This window comes from Paenibacillus plantarum (assembly GCF_013141695.1).
Classification (GTDB): Bacteria; Bacillota; Bacilli; order Paenibacillales; family NBRC-103111; genus Paenibacillus_E; species Paenibacillus_E plantarum.
In genome coordinates, this window is record NZ_WHNY01000019.1 from 1 (window position 1) to 22,248 (window position 22,248).

At 45.9% G+C, this 22,248-nt stretch carries 14 protein-coding genes; 3 read left to right on the forward strand and 11 right to left on the reverse strand.

Going from position 1 to position 22,248, the window contains the following annotated elements; translation table 11 throughout:
• Positions 1–313: 313 nt before the first annotated feature.
• From GC096_RS06105 to GC096_RS06130, 6 genes are all read right to left on the reverse strand, one after another.
• Positions 314–529, reverse strand: coding sequence for a sulfatase/phosphatase domain-containing protein (locus GC096_RS06105; RefSeq protein ID WP_281366742.1), 216 nt, complete (start codon positions 527–529; stop codon positions 314–316).
• An 18-nt stretch (positions 530–547) separates the two neighbouring features.
• Complete coding sequence (locus tag GC096_RS06110; protein ID WP_171629371.1) at positions 548–778, reverse strand: hypothetical protein; 231 nt, start codon at positions 776–778, stop codon at positions 548–550.
• Between the two features lie 9 nt (positions 779–787).
• On the reverse strand, positions 788–1,498 hold the full coding sequence (locus GC096_RS06115; protein ID WP_171629372.1) for a YebC/PmpR family DNA-binding transcriptional regulator: 711 nt from the start codon (positions 1,496–1,498) through the stop codon (positions 788–790).
• Between the two features lie 175 nt (positions 1,499–1,673).
• Complete coding sequence (locus tag GC096_RS06120) at positions 1,674–3,623, reverse strand: glucosidase family protein (protein ID WP_171629373.1); 1,950 nt, start codon at positions 3,621–3,623, stop codon at positions 1,674–1,676.
• Positions 3,624–4,264: 641 nt separating this feature from the next.
• Positions 4,265–7,804, reverse strand: coding sequence for an S-layer homology domain-containing protein (locus GC096_RS06125; RefSeq protein WP_171629374.1), 3,540 nt, complete (start codon positions 7,802–7,804; stop codon positions 4,265–4,267).
• Positions 7,805–8,030: 226 nt separating this feature from the next.
• Positions 8,031–8,885 (reverse strand): AraC family transcriptional regulator, encoded by an 855-nt coding sequence (locus GC096_RS06130; RefSeq protein WP_171629375.1) that lies wholly within the window; start codon positions 8,883–8,885, stop codon positions 8,031–8,033.
• A 141-nt stretch (positions 8,886–9,026) separates the two neighbouring features.
• Between GC096_RS06130 and GC096_RS06135 the strand changes: the two genes are divergently transcribed.
• Positions 9,027–9,893: a phytanoyl-CoA dioxygenase family protein gene (locus GC096_RS06135; RefSeq protein ID WP_171629376.1), complete on the forward strand. Its 867-nt coding sequence runs from the start codon at positions 9,027–9,029 to the stop codon at positions 9,891–9,893.
• Positions 9,894–10,334: 441 nt separating this feature from the next.
• Here GC096_RS06135 and GC096_RS06140 read toward each other — a convergent pair whose 3' ends face one another.
• Entirely contained in the window at positions 10,335–12,317 is a 1,983-nt protein-coding gene (locus tag GC096_RS06140; protein WP_171629377.1) for a glycoside hydrolase family 127 protein, read from the reverse strand.
• A gap of 144 nt (positions 12,318–12,461) precedes the next feature.
• Between GC096_RS06140 and GC096_RS06145 the strand changes: the two genes are divergently transcribed.
• The gene (locus GC096_RS06145) at positions 12,462–13,331 is read left to right on the forward strand and encodes an AraC family transcriptional regulator (RefSeq protein ID WP_171629378.1); all 870 of its coding nucleotides are present in this window, start codon (positions 12,462–12,464) and stop codon (positions 13,329–13,331) included.
• An 84-nt stretch (positions 13,332–13,415) separates the two neighbouring features.
• Here the strand turns inward: GC096_RS06145 and GC096_RS06150 are convergent, their stop codons facing one another.
• From GC096_RS06150 to GC096_RS06165, 4 genes are all read right to left on the reverse strand, one after another.
• Entirely contained in the window at positions 13,416–18,755 is a 5,340-nt protein-coding gene (locus GC096_RS06150; protein WP_171629379.1) for a pectate lyase-like domain-containing protein, read from the reverse strand.
• Positions 18,756–19,031: 276 nt separating this feature from the next.
• Positions 19,032–19,616: a glycoside hydrolase family 31 family protein gene (locus GC096_RS06155; protein ID WP_246302605.1), complete on the reverse strand. Its 585-nt coding sequence runs from the start codon at positions 19,614–19,616 to the stop codon at positions 19,032–19,034.
• Positions 19,570–19,752, reverse strand: a complete 183-nt coding sequence (locus tag GC096_RS06160) for a hypothetical protein (protein ID WP_171629380.1) — start codon at positions 19,750–19,752, stop codon at positions 19,570–19,572. The genes GC096_RS06155 and GC096_RS06160 overlap by 47 nt, the downstream gene beginning before the upstream one ends.
• A gap of 169 nt (positions 19,753–19,921) precedes the next feature.
• Positions 19,922–20,812: an SMP-30/gluconolactonase/LRE family protein gene (locus tag GC096_RS06165; RefSeq protein WP_171629381.1), complete on the reverse strand. Its 891-nt coding sequence runs from the start codon at positions 20,810–20,812 to the stop codon at positions 19,922–19,924.
• A gap of 166 nt (positions 20,813–20,978) precedes the next feature.
• Here GC096_RS06165 and GC096_RS06170 point away from each other — a divergent pair, with 166 nt between their 5' ends.
• Positions 20,979–22,055 (forward strand): YncE family protein, encoded by a 1,077-nt coding sequence (locus GC096_RS06170; RefSeq protein WP_171629382.1) that lies wholly within the window; start codon positions 20,979–20,981, stop codon positions 22,053–22,055.
• Positions 22,056–22,248 lie beyond the last annotated feature (193 nt).

Sequence of the window (22,248 nt, forward strand, 5' to 3'; positions counted from 1 at the left end):
ATATGTAGTTAAAACTACCATTTTTACTCAGAACGGGTGAAATGGTTCATATTAACTGGAGGTTTTCCATCTATTCTGCTTTTGCTCGGAAAATCCCATTATTTAACTGGAGAAAATCCATCTATTCATCTGGCACGTAGGGGAATTACGAAATTTTCATCACAAAATCACAATTCTGATCCAGCCATCCATACTTCTACTTCTACTTCTACTTCTACTTCTACTTCTACTTCATCCCCCGGCTCAATTCGCAACCAACATGTCACACATCAGCAAGGCCACTAAAGGGGGAATCTTCACTTCCCCCTTGCCCTTAAACAAACACTTCACCCTTCCATGCTGGATCCTCCCCACGCAAGAAAGGTGACGCATCGCTACCCTGCTCTTTACCACTCGCTGCCACACCCATCAAACCAGCCATCGTTTGCTGGAAGTCAACGACACTCACAAACTTATCCACAACTACCCCTTGTGGAATACTTGCAGGCCAACGCATCAGCATAGGTACACGATAAGCGGTCTCATACAGATTGTTTTTATGGACAAGTCAGTGCTCACTTAAATACGCACCATGGTCCGATGTAAAGACCGCAATCGTATTCTCCGTCAGTCCGCGTTCATCCAACGTCTGCAGCGGCTTCCCCCCGGGACATCTATCGGGCTCTTCCAATGCCCCCGATTGTATGTATCCGCTTACATAAACCCGCTTGTGTCCAACTGAAAACGTGAAAAGGAAGCAGCTTGGATCTGAGATCGAAGCTGCTTCCTCTGTATGCATCCGTTATACCTATTCCAAGTTGTGATACACTTGCTGAACATCCTCTAAATCTTCCAGCGCATCAATCATTTTATCAAACTGAACTTGTGCGTCATCGGATAACGTGACGTTGTTTTGAGCAATCATCGTCAATTCCGCAACTGCGAAATCCGTAATCCCAGCCTTTTTGAGCGCCTCTTGAACAGCGTGGAACTCCTCGGGCTCCGCATACACCATGACCATGTCTTCTTCTTCAAGAAGATCACGAACATTTACGTCTGCTTCCATCAGAATCTCCATAATCTCGTCAATACTTTTATCTTCAATACCGATCGCCGCTGTCGCATCGAACATGTAAGCAACGGAACCCGTTACCCCCATGTTACCGCCATTTTTACTAAATGCGGCACGAACGCTTGACGCGGTACGGTTTACATTATTCGTTAGCGTGTCCACAATAACCATGGAACCATTCGGTCCAAAGCCTTCATAACGAAGCTCTTCATAAATTTCATCAGAGCTGCCTTTGGCTTTGTTAATCGCGCGATCGATGATCGCTTTCGGTACATTATACGTTTTGGCGCGTTCAAGAACGACTTTCAACGCACGGTTTGATTCCGGGTCAGGCTCACCTTTGCGTGCTGCTACATAAATTTCAAGACCGAACTTCGCATACACGCGACTCGTACTTGCATCATTCGAAGCTTTCTTCTCTTTTATGTTATTCCATTTACGTCCCACTATGGATCCCACTTTCTATTATGATTTCATTCCCTATCATAACCTATTTTCATACGAAATTAAAATATTTCCATAGGTCCTGATGATTTCGTCATAATAGATAATACCAAATTTCGAACGGTATAGGGAAGATTTCAAATGATTTTATTTGAAGCGACCCATCGGTTTTCCTTTTTTACCGCAGATGAATTGTTATCGGGCTATCTTGATTCCAAAGATAAATCTCCTGCTTCTCTGGTGTCACACATGTTACTAATACCCCTTCATCTCCACGGGTAACAACTAGATCGAAACATGAATCGAACGCTCGAATTGAACGAAGCGCCATAGTGTCCCAGTGTTCAGGCATTCGAGGCGAACAGGAAAAGGTACGAAGACCCGTGGGCACGATGCCGAATAAGCCTTCGACAAGGACTCTTGCGTAAAGCGCGCTTTCCGCAGAGAGGTGTCGCCCATTACCTTCGGGGAATGCCTCAACCGCATAGGGAACATGTTCGCCAAGCAATCTGTTCCGCGAATATTCGAGCAGATGTGTGATCCCCAGCTCCGTTTCGCCCGCATTGAGAATACCCCGAAGTGCGTACAAAGTGGAGCGATCCCAGTAGGTGGTTTCCCCCGCCTGTGTGACAACTCCGCCGTTCACCCACAATCGCGAAGAAAGTAAGGCTGCAATCGTCTGTTCCTTGCGATCTAAGATATTCATTGTCAGCGGTACACAAATCCACGAACGCAGAATGTCGTTCCCTTCATAATAGCGATAGGTCTCATATCCTTCAATGGTTGCACCAAAATGGGACTCAATCGCTTGTCGCAGTTCAGCCGCCTCCTCCTCTAAGCGTGGAGCTTGCTCCGCTTTCCCAACTGCTCGCGCAAGGTGAGCGGACGAAAGAAGAGCACCGTACGCAAGCGAGGAAGTGAACAGATTGGCGTCGCCGCTAGGAAAGCGATTCTCCAGTTCATCCGAATCTGATGCGACAACGCCAGCTTGAGTTCGTTTCCGCCGGCAAAAGGCCAGACACCATTCGATAGCTGGCCACAGCTCCTCGGCTATTCTTCGACTGCCGCTCGCCAGCGCAAACCGCGCCGCACCATAGGCGTACATCGCCGCATCCCCTCGATCTCCCGCCCCCTCCCAAATATCTACGCCTTCGGCGATGATAGAGGATGGTATGGGATGAAAGTCAGGTCCCATGAACGGCATATAAAGTCGATAGGCATTCAAGGATGCCTCTATGGCATCTTGTTCGCCTAAAAAAGGAAAAAACGGACCCGCATATTCCGCTTGATCGTTCGTCCAGACTGCCGCGTAGTAGGATCCGCCACCGGGACAGTGCATGAAACCGTTCTTGGTGCGAAAAATACTTTCCGTCGCACGGATTTTGGCCAAATCAAACATCCGGTTCAAAAGGGGCTCTGGCGTTTCAAGCTGCAATGACGATCCGATCTCCTTCAAGAATTGCCGCCGCTTCCTTTCCTCGTATAACACATCGAGACTTTCATGGGATCCATGCAAAGTCGAAGCACAGATCCAACTCTTGAATTCCAGCTTCTCACCTGCTTTCAGCTCCACGACTGCTGGCGCATCATGACCCGCTTCCACCATATAGACCCCTTTGGTACCTCTGCGATAGTATACAATTGCAATCGGTCCAATCTCGAGCTGCACATTGTCCTCCGTCATATTCTGAACTTCTACGCGTTCTAGTGCATATGGTTTATCTCTCGCTGGAAAGACAGTTCTACGGACCAGAACCCCTTGATCGGAAACAGAGGCTAATTGCAGTATCCCGTCGAACGTGATTCTAAACAACTTTTCTTGAACTAATTGCCCCCCAACACGCATGCAAGGCACAAGCTCCTGTCCAAATGCCTCCATTAAACTAGCATGCGTATCATTCGGAATCGTGCGCAAGCCAGGCCATACGACTTTGCGCTTTAAAATAACGCCCCCTTCCGAATCTACACCATACATCACGATGAGGGAAACCTCTTTCCCACTCATTTCGACATGATCCTGGTGGGCAAGATGTCCGAGATGAATGTCCCAGACGATTCCTGCTCCTTCACCTAAATGCCAGCGCATATTTGCCTCTGAGGAGGACTCATTTGAATCCGTTGTTTCCATCGTTTCTCGCCCCTTTCTGGTTTATTTATCCTTACTTCACGCGGATAACTTCTATGACAACTTGACTGTCAAGAGGTGATAATCATTGGTGGTAAAAATTCAAAAAGGAGCTGTCCCAAAAGACAACCCTGAGGAAAGGGAACGAGGATACGCTATTTACGGATAACTGAACGAAATAGGTATCGAAGGGGAACGACAGTGCCCTATTTAGCTCAATAATGCCAAAAATCGCGAAAATAAGGCAAATAGCGTATCTACGTTCCGCTTGGATCCAATTGAAACCGATATCGCCGAAATAGCGCATCTACGTTCCTTTCGATACAATGTAATGCCCATGTGTTCAGTTAGTTATCCAAATCCACAGTGAATCGTGTGTTCGACGCATACTGAGGTTGGGCGTAGGATTGAGGCTGGATTGGTAGGATTATCGCTGGTTTGAGGCATATGAAATCATGGTGACTGCCACTTCGTGTTTAGATGTATAAACTACAGCTAATTTGCTCGAATCTGACGAATTTTGAGGATTAGATGGAGAAAATCCAGTTAGATGCGGGAAACAGGATTAATACTCATCCGTCATTAGCGAAAATAGAGGCTATTTCAAAAAGTCAAAATTGACTCTTGAGATAGCCTCTTTTACATTACTTCGATGGATCCGGGTACACATCAACCGAAATGCTTTTCCCGTTGGCTGTAATCATTGTTGCTGTGAAAGAAGCCACCTCGACAGGTGTTCCATCAATCGCTGATGTTGCTGGTTTGTAGATATACTTCGCATCTCCGCGATATAATCTGATCTTACTATTGATCGTGGAGAATACCCAGTCGGTAGGATCGACTTTACCGCCTGCGGTTGCACCAATATCCGCGTCTGTGGATGGATAGGTATAGCCAGTGGTTTCATCTCCTGCTAACGGATAAGGCTGGTTAGACAATCCATTCACATTGTTAACACCTGTAATATTGGATTCAACTGCGAGATATCCTGAATCTGGTACAATGTTATCATTCGTCCATTTGACATTGCTAATAAAGATTTGAATACCGAAAATGGGTGCTACACGGATCACAGAGCTGTTTCTAAAACCATTGTTACCATATTGATCCATTAGCGTAATATTGCTAAACGTTTGTTTCAGCAACAATTTCTTAGCCACCGTATCGATGGTATTACCTGTAAAAATGTTAACGCCTGCTTTCAGCTGCGACAATCCCATAATTCTTGCTTTCCCATTATAAGTTGCTGTTAGTGAGCTAACGACTAAAGGGTCATCTTTAATGGCGATGTTATCAAGGAAAGCTACTTTATTGCCTGTGTAGTTAGATGGCTTGAATAGCACGGAAATGCTAGTTGTTCCAGCATCCTTACCACGAATCCCATATCCGTCAGGAGCGTTTGCAACAGCACCATCAGCTCTTGGCTTATTCACAATGGAAGAAGCTCTCGTGTTGGAAGTCGTGATCGATTTCAACTGTTGAATCGTGTTGTTCGGGAGCTGAACAATATTGCCGTTAGCATCCTTGGCCGTGAGTACAACTTTGCCCGAGAACATATTCTCTAAAGATACACTTTCTGTTGAATACACGTTATTAATGACATTCGTAACAGAGCCTTGCAACGTATCCTTAACCTTATCGACAGCATAAATGCCATTAGCAAATGGAGTCAGTGTATACACCAAGTTATTGGCTTCTCGACCTTTCAGGAGCTGCGTCGTACCAATGGCTGTTGACATTAAGGATGCTGATCCTGCGGCAACCGCAGCTTCATCTCCTTTAAACAACTGAGCTGTAACCTGGTACGTACCTTCATTGTTATCGCCAACCTTGGCAATAAAGAAGAAATCGCGATCCCGATAATAACCGAAATCGGTTGACACTTTACCTGAGTCATAACCTTCTACCGTGCCATCTACACCTCTTACGATAAACGATGTTTTAGTTGTGTCCAAGAAGGCAGTTGTACTTCCTCTGAGTACATAAACTGCATCTGTAACCGTACCAGACGTTTTGGCAAAAGATAATTTCATCGAATAGCCTCGGTAATCGCGATCAAAATCCTCATTATACTGATCTTTGAACTTCAAACGGAATGCATTCTCCGTTCTTCCATTCACCATTTCGAGCGAAGGAAGCATCTTAGGTTTCGGTACAACGGAAAAGTACACGGTTTTCGGAAAACGCTTGGCAACAATATTCGTGCTATTCACAGCCGTTTTCTCACTTGTGAGGAGCGCAGCTTTAATCGTTAACGGACCTTTATTTACGTCTGATAACGTTTTTAAATCGGAGAGGCGAATTGTACCTCTATTTGCACCACTCTTCTCGATTCCTCCAATTAGTCTGCCAAGTGAATCCTTGGCGCCAACTGATATACTGCCGTTTGATAATCCAAATACACTTATCTTATCGGCATTTTCTACAATTTCATCTGTCGTAAGGATCGTTCCGCCTTGGTCTTTGACAACGATTGGCAAGTAGAAATCCTCGTCTCCCACGGCTACCGTATTCGGGAAGTTACCGATGCTAATCTCATAAGGCGCTTTGGAAGCAGCCACTTTCATCACCTTGGAAACGGATTGGCCTGATCCAAGTCCCGTCAGCGTAAGTGTGACGTCCTGGATGCTGAAATTAGTAAAGCTAGAAGCAGCTTTGACCTTCAACTCGGGAATGCCATCTCCGGTTTCGTCAGCAATAAAGTCAAATCCTCTTGCAGGACTTGTTGCAGACATATCGATTACACCTGTTGCAGTGGAGCTTGTTAACGTACTGTTTGTTAAAATATCCAAATCCGTAACGGGATAACCATATTGGTCATAAGCCTTGTAAGGAACCGAAACCAGATCACCAGCCTCGAATTTCGTCTTCCCACTCACATAAACAACATCGCTCAGTTCAACTTTACTTACCGACTGCAATTCACCAACCGTAAATGTCTTATTCGCTGTCACCGAGTAATCCGGAGCCATGATGGTGACGATCACTTGCGAGTCTTGACGCAGCTTGTTGCTGTAGACGGCATGGGTAACATCGAGCATGACTGACTGTGAATCACCCGCAGGTATCGCATCTCCATCTAGGCTTGTATTGATGGTAAATACGGCTGCACTCAGATCGGATACTTCCTTGTACTGATTCACAGCTTTAAAAGTCAGTTTGACTTTGCCTTGAGCAATTTTATCCGACGGTGTCGTGAAATCAATTTGCGTGATTTTCTCGTTGCCAACAGACACTTCTGCTGTGCCTTTATCCACCGTTAAACCGCCATCTTTGACAGCCTCAGCTTTTACCGTATAAAGGCCTTCTGTCATTTTCGTGTCCAACGTGATCGTCACTTCGTTCTTATTGGCATTCCACTTCTGAGCACCTGTAACGACTGATCCTGTAATGGAGCCACGAAGAATGGAAACCGTCAACTTACTCGTGTCAGCGAGTGAGCCATTCAATTTGACCACGAGAGTTTTAGCGCCCGTAGCTTTAAAGTCAGCCACAGAAACTTTGGACATGGCGGGACCCCCGGCTTGAATCAGCTGATAAGCAGCGTATGCGGCATTGACAAGAAGCTCGCGATTCACTGTTTTGGTGAAATCAGCCATGTCCGCCAAGAGCCCCACTTTGATTGCAGAAGCCACATTCCCTTTCGCCCAATCGGACACGATGCCCTTCACTTTGGCCGTATCGGTTTCATCTGCCTCCAGCTTGAAAACACGTGCAAGCACAGAAGCTGCTTGTTCGATCGTGACTAAGCCGGCTGGATCAAAATGATCTTTCTCCACACCTTGCATATAGCCCGCTTTGGTTGCTGCACCGATATAACCTGCCGCCCAGCTTGCTTCTGCTAGGTCTGTATATATGGCGCTGGAGGGAACATCTTCCTTTAGACCATTCAACAAAACGGAGATTTTGGCAAGCTGAGCCCGCGTCACCTCTTTATCGAGTTCAGCTGACCCTGCTTCGTCGGAACCATCGAAAATACCTTTGTCTTTGAGAGCTTTAAACTTGGATGCCGTGTCCATCGTTGTTGCCGCTGGTGTCGTTGCCGCTGGTGTCGTTGCCGCTGGTGTCGTTGCCGTTGTAGTCGAAGTAGTTGGTGTAGTGGCATCTGCGTAAGCAAAATCGACGGAAGCAAACAGTGAGAACATCATGACGGATACCATGACAGCGGATAACTTCTTCTTCATAACGTTTGTTTTCTTTTTTCCTCCATCATTCCTTAGTCGAATTCGAAAATCATTGCATACTGCTTCCAATCAACCCGCTTTTTCAAATGCAAGCGCTTACCAAATTGGCGGTCCCTCCTTCCATTTCTAAGACAAATTATAGTTTATGGAAGAAATCGTAACATACTAGTTATTTAAGCCGATATTGAACTAACTTATGGTACAGGAACCATATCGCATATTAACTCTAAGTTTTCCTCCTCCGGAACTCTGTTGGCGAAACACCATGAAATTGGGTGAATTGTTTGGTAAAATGATGGACCGATGAATACCCGAAGTCCTCCGCAATGGCCGTTATGGAACGGTTGCTTTCCCACAAGGCTGCTTCCACTTGCCTCATAATGGCTTTGGTCCAGTATGCTTTGGGCGAGATGCCGGTCGCTTGCTTGAATAGCTCATGAAATTGCGTTTTGCGAAGCCCGCATTGGCTCATCCATTCGTCGTAACCTCGACTTGCGTTCGCTTCCTTATCCATTCGCTCGATGATCGGAATGATTCGGTAATCGATGAAGTGTGGCGTTGAGGCGATTTGTACAAGCGCTAGAAAGAATGCTTTAAGAAGATTGCTTACGATTAATTCAGAGTAGTGGTCACTTTTCATGGACTGGGTCACGGCATGTATGAATAATTGACCAAGCGACGCGTCATGCTGGATGGGCGTAACGACAGGTAGCATGGCCAACTCTGAACACGGAACAATGTGCGTTAGCAAGTCACGATCAAAATCAGACTCTTTCCAAACAAGATGTTGACTACTTCTCAATTGATAATTCCAGAGATCACAATACAAGTTGTAGGTGGCTAACGGATGATCAGGATTGGCGTAAAAGGAGTGACCCACTTCAGGTGGGAAATAGATCAGATCACCTTTCTTTACCGGATATGTTTTCCCCATGGTGGACACTGTCCCTTTGCCCCCGGCAACGAAATGAAAAGCATAGCAGTATCCGATCCTGCCCATCTCAGCTTGGTTTCGTTCGACTGGAAATTGATAATAATGGCCCACTCTTACATAGGGATTCACAGAAGATAAGGTAGTCATCGTAACCCTCGCATTCGTTTAGTAAATTGACGATAGGAATGATCGGAAGAATTGATCAATTGACGAACAGTGAAGCAAATACAACGAACACATAACATGTTATATTTTCTATATTACAACACTTGTTGGAGGGTGAGTAGGTTGATCAAGCAAAATGTAAGCGGAAGTTTAACTAACGAGCAATCGCAGTTTTATGAAGAACAAGGCTATCTCATCATCCCCCAGTTATTGTCGGAGGAAGATTTAGCCTCTGCGCGTGAAGCGATGACTCAGAAGGTATCGATGATTGCGGACGAACTGTTCGCGGATGGACTTATTACCGATAAGCTTGAAGATCGGCCCTTTCCAAATCGCTTAGCTGAGCTATTTCAGGATCTATCCGCTGAAAACTTCTTGAAATACGGCAGAAGCTGGCGCGACCGCATCCCTGGATACTTCACCTTGATAAGCAATCCGAAAATTTTGGACGCGGTAGAATCGTTAATTGGCGGAGAGCTATTCGCTAATCCGGTATACAACGTGCGGCCGAAGGTCCCGAAAGTAGCCGCTGGCGCAGTTCCTTGGCATCAAGATAAATCGTATTGGCCGGATGCGAATGCAAATCCCGTTATTACCGTCTGGATCCCACTTGTCGATGCGAATGAAGTCAATGGTTGCCTCCATATCAAGCCCCAAACACATCGCAAACGTGTGCTCAAGTGGCATCGTGAAACGCACACTGGAACAGGGTATACGGCACTCAAAGATAGTCAGCTTGGCAAAACGGAAACCGTCGCCCTGCCTGTATCCGCAGGAAGCGCAATTCTGTTCAATGATCGTTGCCTCCATATGTCCACTCCTAACATGTCCGATACGGTTCGCTGGAGTGTTGATCTGCGCTATCAGCCTACAGATCAGGATCCAATGGTTCAACATGGCATCGGCTTCCTAGCCAGAAGCTACAAATATCCATCACGCGTGGCTACGCTGGAGGATTGGTTGGACGGAAGGCCAGAGCACGAAGAATAAGTGCAGGATACGGACGGGACAATAATGGTGGCGTTAAAAGGTGGACATTTTTGACAGACGTTGTTGGTGGGCGTTGCTGGTGGGGGTTGGTTTGGAGGGTTTGGAGGGTTTGGAGAGGCTCAACTTGTTTACATGGAAAATATGCAGCTAATTACGCGAAATTCGCTCGAAAATTCGATTTACATGGAATTCATGTAGCTAATCCCGCCTCTTTTCTTCAGATCAGCAAAATTGATTAAATTTAACTGTAGGTTTTCCATCTATTCTGCGTTTGCTCGGAAAATCGAGAGATTTAGCTGTAGAGAATCCATTTATTTCCACGTGAGAACATAAAATCGCCCTAATCATATGCTCCAGCGCCAGATCCACGCGGTTCCCGTGCTAGCGCAATAAAAAGTCCTTCGGATTCATCTCCGAAGGACTTCCATCATTCACAACGGTTTACACGCCGCCCTTGCGTATCCAAACTGTCATCTCGCCTACCCCTCGATTGCCCCAGAGATAATACGGCACCGCCTTCAGGTTCACTCGCTCCGAAACCTCCTGCAGGGTAAATGGACGATACGGTGTATCCTCCGACCAAGAAGAGGACTCATTGGCATGACCTTCCGCCTCAATTACAACGGCTCCGCCTAACAAACCTGCATCGTAATTCACTTGCAGCTTCTGCATGACATCAATCGATACGGTGGCTAGCGGTGTACCATTGTCCACTTCTTCCAAACAATAAACGAGAGGTCCGCGTTCAATCGCAACTTTACCAGCATTAGCTCGAATCGCGGGGTGAGCGATAGTCAACTGTGCCTCGACTGCAAGCTCCCACTCCACGATATCCCCTTGCTCCCATTGTCGCTCAACCGATGCATAGCCATTCACCGTCTCATAAGCGGTTCGTACACCGTTGATTTTCATAATTGCTCCGCCCTGACTCCAGGACGGGATGCGCAGCGCAAGTGTAAACGGATCTTGCGGAACCAGCGTTAGCTCTATTCTCACATAACCTTCCCATGGAAGCTTTGACTGCTGGGTATATGCAACTTCGCCAACAGCAAGCTCAAAGCGAGCCTCACTGCCAATAAACAGATGTGTGTAGATGGTATTTTGTACCGGCGAAGATGTGTAGATATAACTGTTCAATGAACTAAGCAGGCGTGCCACATTCGGAGGACAGCATGAGCAGCCAAACCACTTCTGCCGTTCTGCTTTAACATGATGGCGAGATGGATTTAACTCCGATGCTTTGGGCCAAACCTCCAGCGGATTCACATAGAAATAATGCTTGCCATCCTGAGACATGCTGCCAATAACGTTGTTGTACAGCGCGCGCTCCAGGACGTCCGCATATTCACTCTTCGCTTCTAGCTGCAGCATACGCTGAGCAAAGAAAATAAGGCCAATTGAGGCACACGTTTCAGCGTAAACCGTATCGTTGGGCATATCATAATCGAAAGTGAATGCTTCACCGTGATGTGTTGAGCCGATCCCCCCTGTGATGTACATCTGCTTCTTGGTTGTATTATCCCATAAGCGGCGACAGGCCGTGAGCAAAGACTCATCTCCGGTCAATCTGGCAAGATCGGCCATGGCTGTATACATATAAACCGCACGCACCGAATGACCGATGGCCACTTCCTGCTCGCGAACCGGCTTATCTGCTTGATTGTACGCCATTTGCGCGACTGTCGGAATCGATTGCTTCTTTTGCGTCCAATAGCTGTAGCCATCTCTTGCTTTACATTCTTCAACTAGAAAGTTCGGTTCAGCACCGCGCTCATCAATGAAAAATTGCGCCAGCTTCACATAGCGTTCTTCCCCCGTTGCCTGAGCAAGCTTAACGAGTGCAAGCTCGATTTCTTGATGGCCGTCATAGCCTCTGATCTGACCAGGTCCACGACCGAAAATTGTGTCAATGTAATCAGCGAATTTGCACATGACATCTAACAGTTTTCTTTTTCCCGTCGCATTGTAATAAGCAACAGCCGCCTCCATCATGTGTCCCGCACAATATAATTCATGCGCTTCATACAAATTTGTCCATGCCTGCCCTGGCTCTTTGATCGTAAAATACGTATTTAAGTAACCGTTCTCATGCTGAGCTTTGGCAATCAAATCAATAACCTCATCTGCCGTTTGTTCCAATTTAGGATCTGGCGTGTTCGCCAGCGAATAGCCAACTGCTTCGAGCCACTTGGCAAGGTCGCTATCTTGAAAAAGAAACCCGCCAAACTCTCCTTCTTCAAGCCCTGCTGCAATACGGAAATTGCGAATGGCATAACTAGGCTCTGCATCCGCAATCGCATCATTCAAAGCATCCCATTGATACGGAATCACTGTGCCCCGTACAAGCTCCATAAACGGATTCCAGAATTCATCTTGTATGCGTATCTTCGTGATTGCAGCTTGTTTACTTGTGGAATTCATCATATGTAGAATCTCCTCTTGTCATTCAATTTTATATAACATTTGATTATCCACTATTTACAGTTTATCCTTATGAATAAAGAGAAACTATGAATAATTCCAACTTATTTTATATAAAATTTAACACTTCACAATGGAGGCGAGTCGATGAGCGAACTTAGCCATATCTGGATGGAACTACCACCGCTGCCCTATTACCTCATAATTGGCTTGTCCACCTACCGTCCAGGCGAAATGCATCCAAGTCGACGTCATCTGGGCATTTTTGATCTTCTCTGGGTGACCAAAGGGACCTTATATATCGGTGAAGATGACAAGGAATGGGAGGTTGCGGAGGGACAAGCCCTTTTACTCCTGCCAGATCGCTACCATTATCCCGTTAAAGGCTGTGACGCCGAGACTGTTTTCTATTGGATTCATTTCGACTTTCAAGGAGCCTGGCAGCAGACATCGGATCAGGATGTAGGGACTGTTTACCCTCAACAAGTTAGGAAGTCTTGGGAAAATCCGTACCGGATCCGCATCCCGCAATATAGTGCTCCACCCGAGTTCGCGCTTGCCGAACGACATCTCCGCAAACTATTGACTGACTCGGCTCATCATCGTTCAGAGACATATTGGAGTGAGCAGCAGCTTTTCATGGAACTGCTACGTCTCCTTGATGCTGGACATTCCCGCAACGATGCGTCACCTGCCCTGATACTCGCCGACAAAGTCGAAGCGTATTTGCGCCAGCATTATCAATCCGATGTGACGAATAGCTCACTAGCCGCTGAATTTCATTTTCACCCGAACTATATCGTCAGATGTATGAAAGAAATCTATCATTGCACGCCAATGGCCTATCTGCACGACTATCGAATGGAGCAGGCGAAGCTGCTGCTGATCAAAACCGAGTGGTCCATCGCGCGAATCGCTGAACATATTGGCTTTCTTAATGCGCCATACTTCTCGAATTGCTTCAAAGCCGCTATTGGCATGTCACCACTTCGGTTCCGCAAACAATATTCGGCATGAAAAAAGGCTGACCGCTAGTAGAAACTTCTACTATACAGATCAGCCATTTTGTTAGCCTATTTTAGGACCGCAGCCATAGGCCTCTTAAAGCGCCTTCGTAGCTACCAAAAGATTAAATAGAACTTGTGCAGCTTCGGCACGCGTTGAGATGCCTTTCGGATCGAATTGGTTCTCCCCGCGTCCTTGAATCAATTGCAGCGTTGCTGCCGATCTCACAAATTCTGCTGCCCATGAAGAGACTTGGTCTTCATCTGCGAAAGTTTGAGTAGCTGGTCTGGTGACTTTCCCATTCTTGAACTCGTAAGCTCGAAGAAGCAAAGTAACCATTTCCTCACGGCTAATCTGTGCGTTCGCATCAAATAGCGTTGCACTTCTGCCTTGTACAATACCAGCCTTCACTGCGATGGAAACGCTATTTGCGAACCAGTCGCTTGCTTTCACATCGGCAAATGCCATTTCGCCTTTTTCCGTAAGCTTCAAAGCTCTCACTAGAAGCGTTGTGAACTCGGCACGAGTAACACTGCGTTCAGGTTCAAAGGTTGTCGCACTCGTACCCTCAACGATCTGCTTCGCAGCAAGCTCCTTGATCACATTGGAAGCCCAATGGCTGGAAGGCACATCGGAGTATGTTTTGGATACTTCAAGCACAGCATATTTACTGAAGTGATTAATCTCAGCTTTGATGACATCTTTATCTAATTTGCCACCCACATACGTCAGTGTTCCATCATTGGCAATATAATAGATGCCTGCCAAAGTCGGATTCACACTTGCTGGAACCTTCAACTCAATCATAATTGGCTGATTGAACGTGGAAAGCTCAACTTTGTTCCCATCTGCAGTTTGAATGAACAAATGGAACTCGTACACATCGCCAACTAGTTTATTGTCCGTATTCGTACTATTGCTATTGATGAGATTCTTCGCTTCTCCTTGAGCCACGATGCCAAACTTCAGCGTTATTGAACTCCCCTTTATTTGCTCCGTTGTAAGCTTGTCCGTTAATTGGTTAAGTACTTTGGACGGGAACGAAAGGGTTAATGCGTCTGACTTGATCGCCAAATTGTTTTGAGAGATTAAATCCGTAATATTCCCAGGAAGTTTGATCTCTGAAGTGTCAGTTGGAATCGCAACAGTGGTTATGCCGTTCTGACTGTTTGTTAGTTGATCTGGTTTGATAATGATGACATGATCCTTTGTTGGCGGAGCGACAGGAACATAAGATGACTCTGCTGATACAGTAACAGAAGCTGTCGCAGTGAAACTGCCATCCACGGTCGTTACCGTAATCTCCGCTGTACCTGGTGAGATTGCCGTAATCGTCCCCTCGGCATCTACTCTGGCAATATTGGCATTACTTGAACGCCAAATCACGTCTTGATTAAAAGCAGTTGCAGGACGTACAGCAGCTATTAATCTAGTTGTGTTACCTACTGTCAAGCTAACGATCGAATTGTTGAGCGTTATGCCAGTTACAGCAATCTGCGGCGTCGCACTTACCTCGTTCGAAGCTTCGCTGACTTTGGCTGGATAATTCGCTTTAACAATCAAATAATACGTCTTGCCGTTATCCAAGCCTGTTACGTTGTAGCTGTACACATTTCCATTCACAGTAGACACAGCATTTCCATAGGCAGTGTCATCTGATCTCTGATAGACCGAATAGGTAACCGAGCCATCCATTGGTGTCCAACCGATCCAAGCTTGGCCATCTCCAGAAATAACGTATTCTACCGTAGGTGGAGTAAGTATTTGGCCTGAAATGTCGATTAGTGTGCTAGCTGCTGCACCTGAACCATCATAAGCGTTCGCTACTACTTTCACTTGTCCGTTTCTAACTGCGGTTAATAATCCGGTTGTGCTGATCCTTGCCTTATCTGTCGCACTTCCGTCTGCGTTATAAACAGACCAAGTGACGAAATTCGAGCTCGCATCCACAGGCAACACTTGTGCAGACATTTGCAACGTGCCGTTATCTGATGTAATTGCACTTACTCCACTTGCAGCTGAAATCTGCACAGATGTGGTCGGAATCCAGTAAGGTATGACTGTGCTGCCGACTTTGAAATTTGTAAATTCTGCTGGTTTAGCAGCAATACTCGTGTTTAGCTTTCTAACAAATACCCCTACCTTAGGCGTTGTCAAAGTGATTGTAAAGGTGTCTGTCACCTGTGTCCAAGTAACACCATCAGAGCTGTAATACCCTTTGTACGTCGTTCCTGTTTTATCAATTTTCAAATAAATATCCCCAGGAGCCACAGGATCTGAATAATTTTTATCCGTTTGTGTGCCGGTTTTCACTTGTGAAAAGCGGATTTGTTTAGCAGCAGGACTTCCATTCGCTTGACGTCCTAATGAGATTAAATTCCCGTCATCTTGATAAACAATTAAGCCTGCCCATTCAAAGCTTTTATCCGCATCAAATTTTAATTTGGTGGAAATCGAGAAGTCAGCTGTGCCTGGGGCTCTCAGAAGTATGTTACTAGGCTTAGTGCCTCCCCAGCTTCCTTCAATCGTCGTTAATCGTATGAAATTCGGATTCGCAGGATTGATAGCCCAGTTATCTCGACTTTCGGTGTCTCGAATTCCTGGAACCCCCCACGTCCAACCATTACCTAGAACCAAAGATTGTCCGCTTATAGTAATCGTTTGTGTACCCGTTATACCGGAGCCATCCTTGGCAGTTGCAATGACATTAACGGTTCCGTCACTTAGTCCTTTTAAAACACCGGAAGCGTCGATGGACGCTGTGCCCGTACCATTAACAACGGACCAAGTAAATGTTTTATCATTTGCATTTAAGGGGAGTACATTGGCAAGCATTTGAAGTGTAGCGCCCTTGTAGGTTACTGCTGTTACACTGTTTTGGCCAGTCACTGTAATACTATTCACTTTTAAAATCTGTCCGCTAATCGTGATCATCTGACTTGCCGTTACACCTGAGCCATCATTCGCAGTGGCAATCACTTTCACAGACCCATCCTTCATCGCTGTCAATAAACCATCACTGCTAATCGTGGCCATATTCGTTGCTATTCCATTCGCACTGACAACAGACCAGGTAACCGTTGTATTATCAGCATGCATAGGTGTAACCACTGCAGACATTTGCAGCGTGCCATCCTTGGTTGCAATCGAACTTGAGTTGCCTGCAGATGAGATGACAATACCTGTCACAGCTACATTCGGAGCCGCTGTTACAGTAACATTTGCTACCGCTGGTGTTGCACTGCCACTGATCGTTCCATTCACACTAAAGCTTCCTATGGACGCATACTTGGAAGGGTCGATACTTTCCCACGCTACAGGTACCTGCTTCGTGGTTGCATCGGTAAACACTTGCGTAACCACATTCGGTAAATTAGGAGATTTCCCTGCAATTGTCGCAGCATTTACTCCGAGCACACTTGCAACCGTTCGATAAACGTAATCGCCAAGCGTCGCTCGCATCAATCCTGGATTGACTGCGCTTCCCATCGCATTAACGATGTGCGAAATCTCGCCTCTTTTATTTAACGAAACCGTCGTTGCATGACGAATTTTAATCCCTGGTTTATCTGGAACTTCAATACCGCTTTCCATCGAAACGATACCGCCTGTGAAATTGGAGTAAATCCCTAAGCCATAAGCTTCATGAAAATTTACCGAATCGGCTACTTTATAAGAAGCGAAACCATTCACCGTGCCGTTGTTGCTCATCCATCTTTCTTGATTCGGAACATCATAGGGAATTTCGGTTTGATAAAAGTAAGTCCTGCCCCTTTCTCCATTCCATACCGTCTGGTATTCATGAAAATGTTCCACAAAAAGTCCATACATGGTTACATCATTTCCATTGACGATCATTCCGTTAATGGTCGTATTGGAATCCCATCCAGCACCCGTACCATGGTCGGCACGCCATACCCAGAAATGGTCACCGATAACATTATTACTGTTGATTTCGATACTGACGTCAGCTTTGGCAAGCGCATCGCCACCAACTCTGAAATAAAGATCATGCAAAGATGTCGGATTAGCCGAATGATCATTGGAACTGCCTTTAGAACCTACCTGCATAAGGACAGGTGAGTTCACGCTTCCTGCTTCAAAGAGAAGACCGGCAATTTTCACACCGTCTACATCCGCTACGGAAAGGGCCATAATGCCATTGTCTGAATGCAAGGTTGCTAGTCCAAGACCGAGCACAACAGTATTAGGTTTCGTTACTTTAACCGTATCCGTGAAATGATAAACCCCCGGCGTAAACAACAAGTGTTTGCCTTGATCAAGCGCAGCATTAATAGTAGCTATTGATGTTGACGGATCAGCAATCAAGAAATCTTCAATCGCGATGGACGTTCCCGCCGTCGTCCCTGTTGACCAACTCGTTCCACTTTTATTAGCGACCACATCCGGCACAAACACTTTATACTTGTTAGTCACCGAATCGAAGGTCAGAAATGGCTTTTCACGAATAACCGGAACTTTGTCTACGACTGTGAAAGCTTTCGTAGGCCAATCTTCGGTTGGTGCATTCTCGGAGCCAACAATGGTTGTATTCCATAAGGATCCGTTCCAAGTACCCCATTTACTGTTTCTAGTGAACCATTGCTGCTGGGATCCCGAATTCACAGTTCCATCAACTAACGAGTCTGCCAAATATCCGCCGCTTGCCCAACCTCCTTGGTCATGCAGTGACAAATTACCTTTCACGTGCAAGCGTCGAATAGGTGCTGCTTGTGATACTGCGAACTTCATATCTCCGTTAGATGGGGCTACAGCCAAATTCTCGACAGAGCGCCAAAAGTTTTGAGTAGCATTATGATTCGTCATCCAGTTGGCATCCACCGTTACGCCGCCATTGATGGTGACATCGTCGGGAACTTGCCCTAAACCAGATACTTGCGTGTAGAAGCCCACTTTAATACTAGCCTTATAGGCGCCTGGTTTGAAAAGCATGGCATACCTTTGCGTACCGAATTGATTGGTTTCTTGCTGTGTAAATAGTTCGGCACTTTTGGATTCAACGGCGGTAGCCGTTTGTGTCGGATCCGCGAGCGGATCAAATACATACACATTGGGTCCGAAATCAGGCTCAGTTAGACCTGATGTTTCCACAGATAGAGCGGATTCTACGCCAGCGCTTACCGATGAAATCTTGTAGTAATATCTCGTATTTGCTGCCAAACTCTCATCCGTATAGCTGGTTAATGCAATGGCCGTGGCATTGATTTTGGTAAATGTACCATTGCTGATCGGCGAACGATAAACGTTATAGCTGTTAGCTCCTTGTATGGCTGTCCAAGTTAAGCTAACGGAATGTGTGGTTGTCGAAACCACAGGTTGATTAGGTCCAGCCGCAAGGGTTACGCCAGAACCAAAAGTAAATAAACTAAATAAAATCGTAATTGCTAACATGGCAGATATACTTCTTTTTAACATGTCCCCACCTCCATATCATCTAAGTTGTCGCCTGTCTCTGACAGCATAATATAAAGCGCTTTCATAAAATGAACTAGCCACCTTTCTTTTAACCTTGTCTAACGGCTGCTTGTCCGTTGTGTGATACTCCTCTCATATTAACTATGAAAAGAAAGCAGGATAAGAAAACAATTTGACCATTATGACTAATTTTTTAACCTTTACCTCAATATTCAGTTTATTAACATATGTATAATTAGAAAAGAGCCCCACGGTGTATCGCAAGGCTCTTCACAACTACTTATTTCGAACAAGCTCCCACTGCTTCTCATGGATTGCTTGCTTCGTCGCATCCGAGAATTCAAACCGTCCATGCTCATGTACAATTTCGATCTCGTACATTTTTTGCTCCATAGGATGAAAGAATGTACTTTGAATGCGTTCCGTTGCATCTCCTGAAACATACATCTTACACACTAGTTGCTCCCAATTCAGATGTTGGGTCGTCAACGCCGCAGACTTCAAGTGAAGGATTGCCGTCCCTTCTCTCACCAGCATCACAATCGGAATGTCCACCGCTTCGATATAGTACCAAGCTGCTCCCGTATACACTTGTCCTGTTTGGTAATCCATCCACTCACCCACAGGAAGGTAAACATTTCGGCCAGTGCCTTCTTCCATGAGCGGTGCAACTAGGATGACAGTTCCTAGCATATATTCATCCTCGATGTACCACGACGTGGCATCCTGCGGAAACTCGAAGAACAACGCTCGAACGAGCGGATGCCCCTGTTCGGAGCTAAGTTTAGCCTGCGTGTACATATACGGCAGCAGCTTATACAGTATTCGATAGACTTTGGGATAAATCTTGAAAGGATTCAAACGTTCGTTTCCTAACAGTCGTCGACTCGTACGTATAGAATGAGGTCACCAAGAACAGCGTAACCACAACAATCATAATGGAGTAAATCATAAATAGATTCGTCTGAATGGATCTAGGTTTCAGCTTGATTCCCATCTGGCATCGCTCCTCAGGCTCATTGTCGCAAGATGTCCTAATCGTAGCTGATTGTATCGGGATAGACAACGATTATTGTAAAAGGCATGGCGGCTCGTACACGATGCAAAGAAAAAAGAGCTAAGCGTAAATGCGCTTAACTCTTTCTACTCATTTGAGCTGACTTGACTTAACCCCTGTAAAAATTCGCCCGAGGGCCCTTCACATCTAGCTTTATTCGAAACAAAGCACCTGCAAGAGGCTGATTCACGCTCTCCTCTTCGCTGACTCCTACTCTAGCCGTCGTGATATACAATTCATCCATGTGCTCCCCGCCAAATGCACAAGAGCTTGTTCTCTCCACAGGAATAGCAATCGATCCTATTTTCTCACCCGTCGCGGGGTCATACCGCCCTACCTGCCAGCCTCCCCACTGCGCAATCCATAACATGCCATCGTTATCCACAGCCATCCCATCTGGAAAACCTTCATCCTCTGCAATGATAACAACCGTGCGCGGATTGGAGATGCTCCCAGACTCACCATCATAGTCATAGGCTACGACTTTCTTCGTCGGAGAATCGATGTAATACATGATGGTGTTATCCGGGCTCCAACCTAATCCATTGGATACCGTAATGCAGCCATCCTCGAGGGTACGAACGGTTCCGTCGATATCCAGACAATATAGTGAACCTGCTGCGACCGACTCACTTAGTGCCATCGTGCCTGCCCAGAACCTGCCAGCTCGATCACATTTCCCATCATTAAACCGGTTATTTGGTAAATGACTCTCAGGATCCACAATAGGTGATAATGTCTCGGTTTCCAAATCCAACAGATGAAAGCCTCGCTCCAAAGCTAGAACCATGCCACCTTGCTGTCTGGGCACGGCGGCTCCGACCTTTTGATCCAATGCAATTGTCCGGTTGCTTCCGTCTGCGGGTTTATACAGATGTACGGCTTGTCCATTAATATCCACCCAGATTAATTGCCCTGTCGTGTGGTCCCAGACGGGACCTTCGCCAAGATTAGCTTTTACATCCCCAATGCGTTCAATTCCAGTATACTCCTGTGCCATTACCATGCCTCCTTAGATAGTCGTTCGTAATCATACTCATGCAATTTTGACGCTGAAACGGTTCAAAAGTTGTGCACCGATACTCTAACTTCAGTCTACCAGTTCCCTACTAGCGTGGTCATGAATATGATTGAAGTACCACATGTCTTGAGGAAGGGGAGTCTTTATGATTATCCGTAAAGCTGTGCGCGTTACAAAGCCTAGAATCTCATTGACCAAACCACGCCTAATTGCAACTATTCCCGTCAGCAGTCCGGCTGTACAATTCGCTATCAATCCCTTAACGAGTCGGCTATATGTTATTCAAGGTGACAACCACCTTGGTGTTCTGGATACCAAAACGAACAAAATCATAACCACCATTCAAATTGGTAAAATGCCTTCCTACATGGCTGTCAATACGCGTACGAATCGTATTTATGTATCCAACTTTTACGATGGCACCGTTTCCGTTATCAACGGCCTTACGAACCGTGTTATTTCTACCATCAAGGTTGGTGAACGCAGCGATCATATCGCGGTCAACACTCATACGAATCTTGTATACGTTTCAACGATCTCCTTACGTTCGCGGAACGCCAATCTCGTCGTACTGAACGGAGCAACCAATAAAATACACAGCAAAATTCCATTCAAAGGACGCCCTTCGCAAATACTAGTCAATGCTTTGACGAATCGTATTTACGTAACGAATACAACTACGGATACATTAGCCGTAGTCCGAGGAGATACCAATAAAATCATAGCCACACGGAAAGTCGGAAGAAATCCTGTCATCACACCTGTTCTTGATAGGAAAACAAATCAACTATATGTTGCTAATAATCTAAGTAGGTACAGTTCGGTAGTGAATTTGCGTACCCTCCATGTCCGAAAGGTTCATCTTGGAAGACGGCAAAGAGAAATTGCGATAAATCCTCTTACGTGTCGGATTTATATTTCAAGTGCCCAAATTTCTGTGAAGGGACGGCTTTTTGTTCTGAATAGCAGAACGAACAAAGTTATTGGTTCGTTAACCGTACCTGCTTTTTCCGATGTGTTGATTAATCCGCGAACAAACCACTTATTCGTTTCAGAATCAACAGAAACGGGTGCAGTTCCACTAATCGTCTATCATGGCAGCAGCCTAAAGCCTCTCGCAAAGCTCAAAGTTAGCGCCGGGTCCGGCTCTTTGCTGCTTAATCCGTGCACGAATCGCATTTATGTTGGCGGAGAAAAGACAATAACTGTCATTCAGGACTAACGAAAACAACACCTCGTCAGGAAATATCCTGAGCGAGGTGTTGTTCGATTTTGTACAAAGCAGCATCCAATTGCGCAGCCAGACCTGTTCCCATTTGTAACAAAACCCGGTAGCCACTTCGCTGGAGCTCTTCTCCAGTTTTTTTGTGCGACTCCATGTAAGAAACTAAGCTCTAACTCTCTCCAACTGCATT

Coding starts and splice junctions, on each gene's coding strand:
- GC096_RS06110 (WP_171629371.1), bottom strand. CDS start 778: ATGCATACAGAGGAAGCAGCTTCGATCTCAGATCCAAGCTGCTTCCTT.
- GC096_RS06120 (WP_171629373.1), bottom strand. CDS start 3,623: ATGGAAACAACGGATTCAAATGAGTCCTCCTCAGAGGCAAATATGCGC.
- GC096_RS06125 (WP_171629374.1), bottom strand. CDS start 7,804: ATGAAGAAGAAGTTATCCGCTGTCATGGTATCCGTCATGATGTTCTCA.
- GC096_RS06130 (WP_171629375.1), bottom strand. CDS start 8,885: ATGACTACCTTATCTTCTGTGAATCCCTATGTAAGAGTGGGCCATTAT.
- GC096_RS06140 (WP_171629377.1), bottom strand. CDS start 12,317: ATGATGAATTCCACAAGTAAACAAGCTGCAATCACGAAGATACGCATA.
- GC096_RS06145 (WP_171629378.1), top strand. CDS start 12,462: ATGAGCGAACTTAGCCATATCTGGATGGAACTACCACCGCTGCCCTAT.
- GC096_RS06150 (WP_171629379.1), bottom strand. CDS start 18,755: ATGTTAAAAAGAAGTATATCTGCCATGTTAGCAATTACGATTTTATTT.
- GC096_RS06160 (WP_171629380.1), bottom strand. CDS start 19,752: ATGGGAATCAAGCTGAAACCTAGATCCATTCAGACGAATCTATTTATG.
- GC096_RS06165 (WP_171629381.1), bottom strand. CDS start 20,812: ATGGCACAGGAGTATACTGGAATTGAACGCATTGGGGATGTAAAAGCT.
- GC096_RS06170 (WP_171629382.1), top strand. CDS start 20,979: ATGATTATCCGTAAAGCTGTGCGCGTTACAAAGCCTAGAATCTCATTG.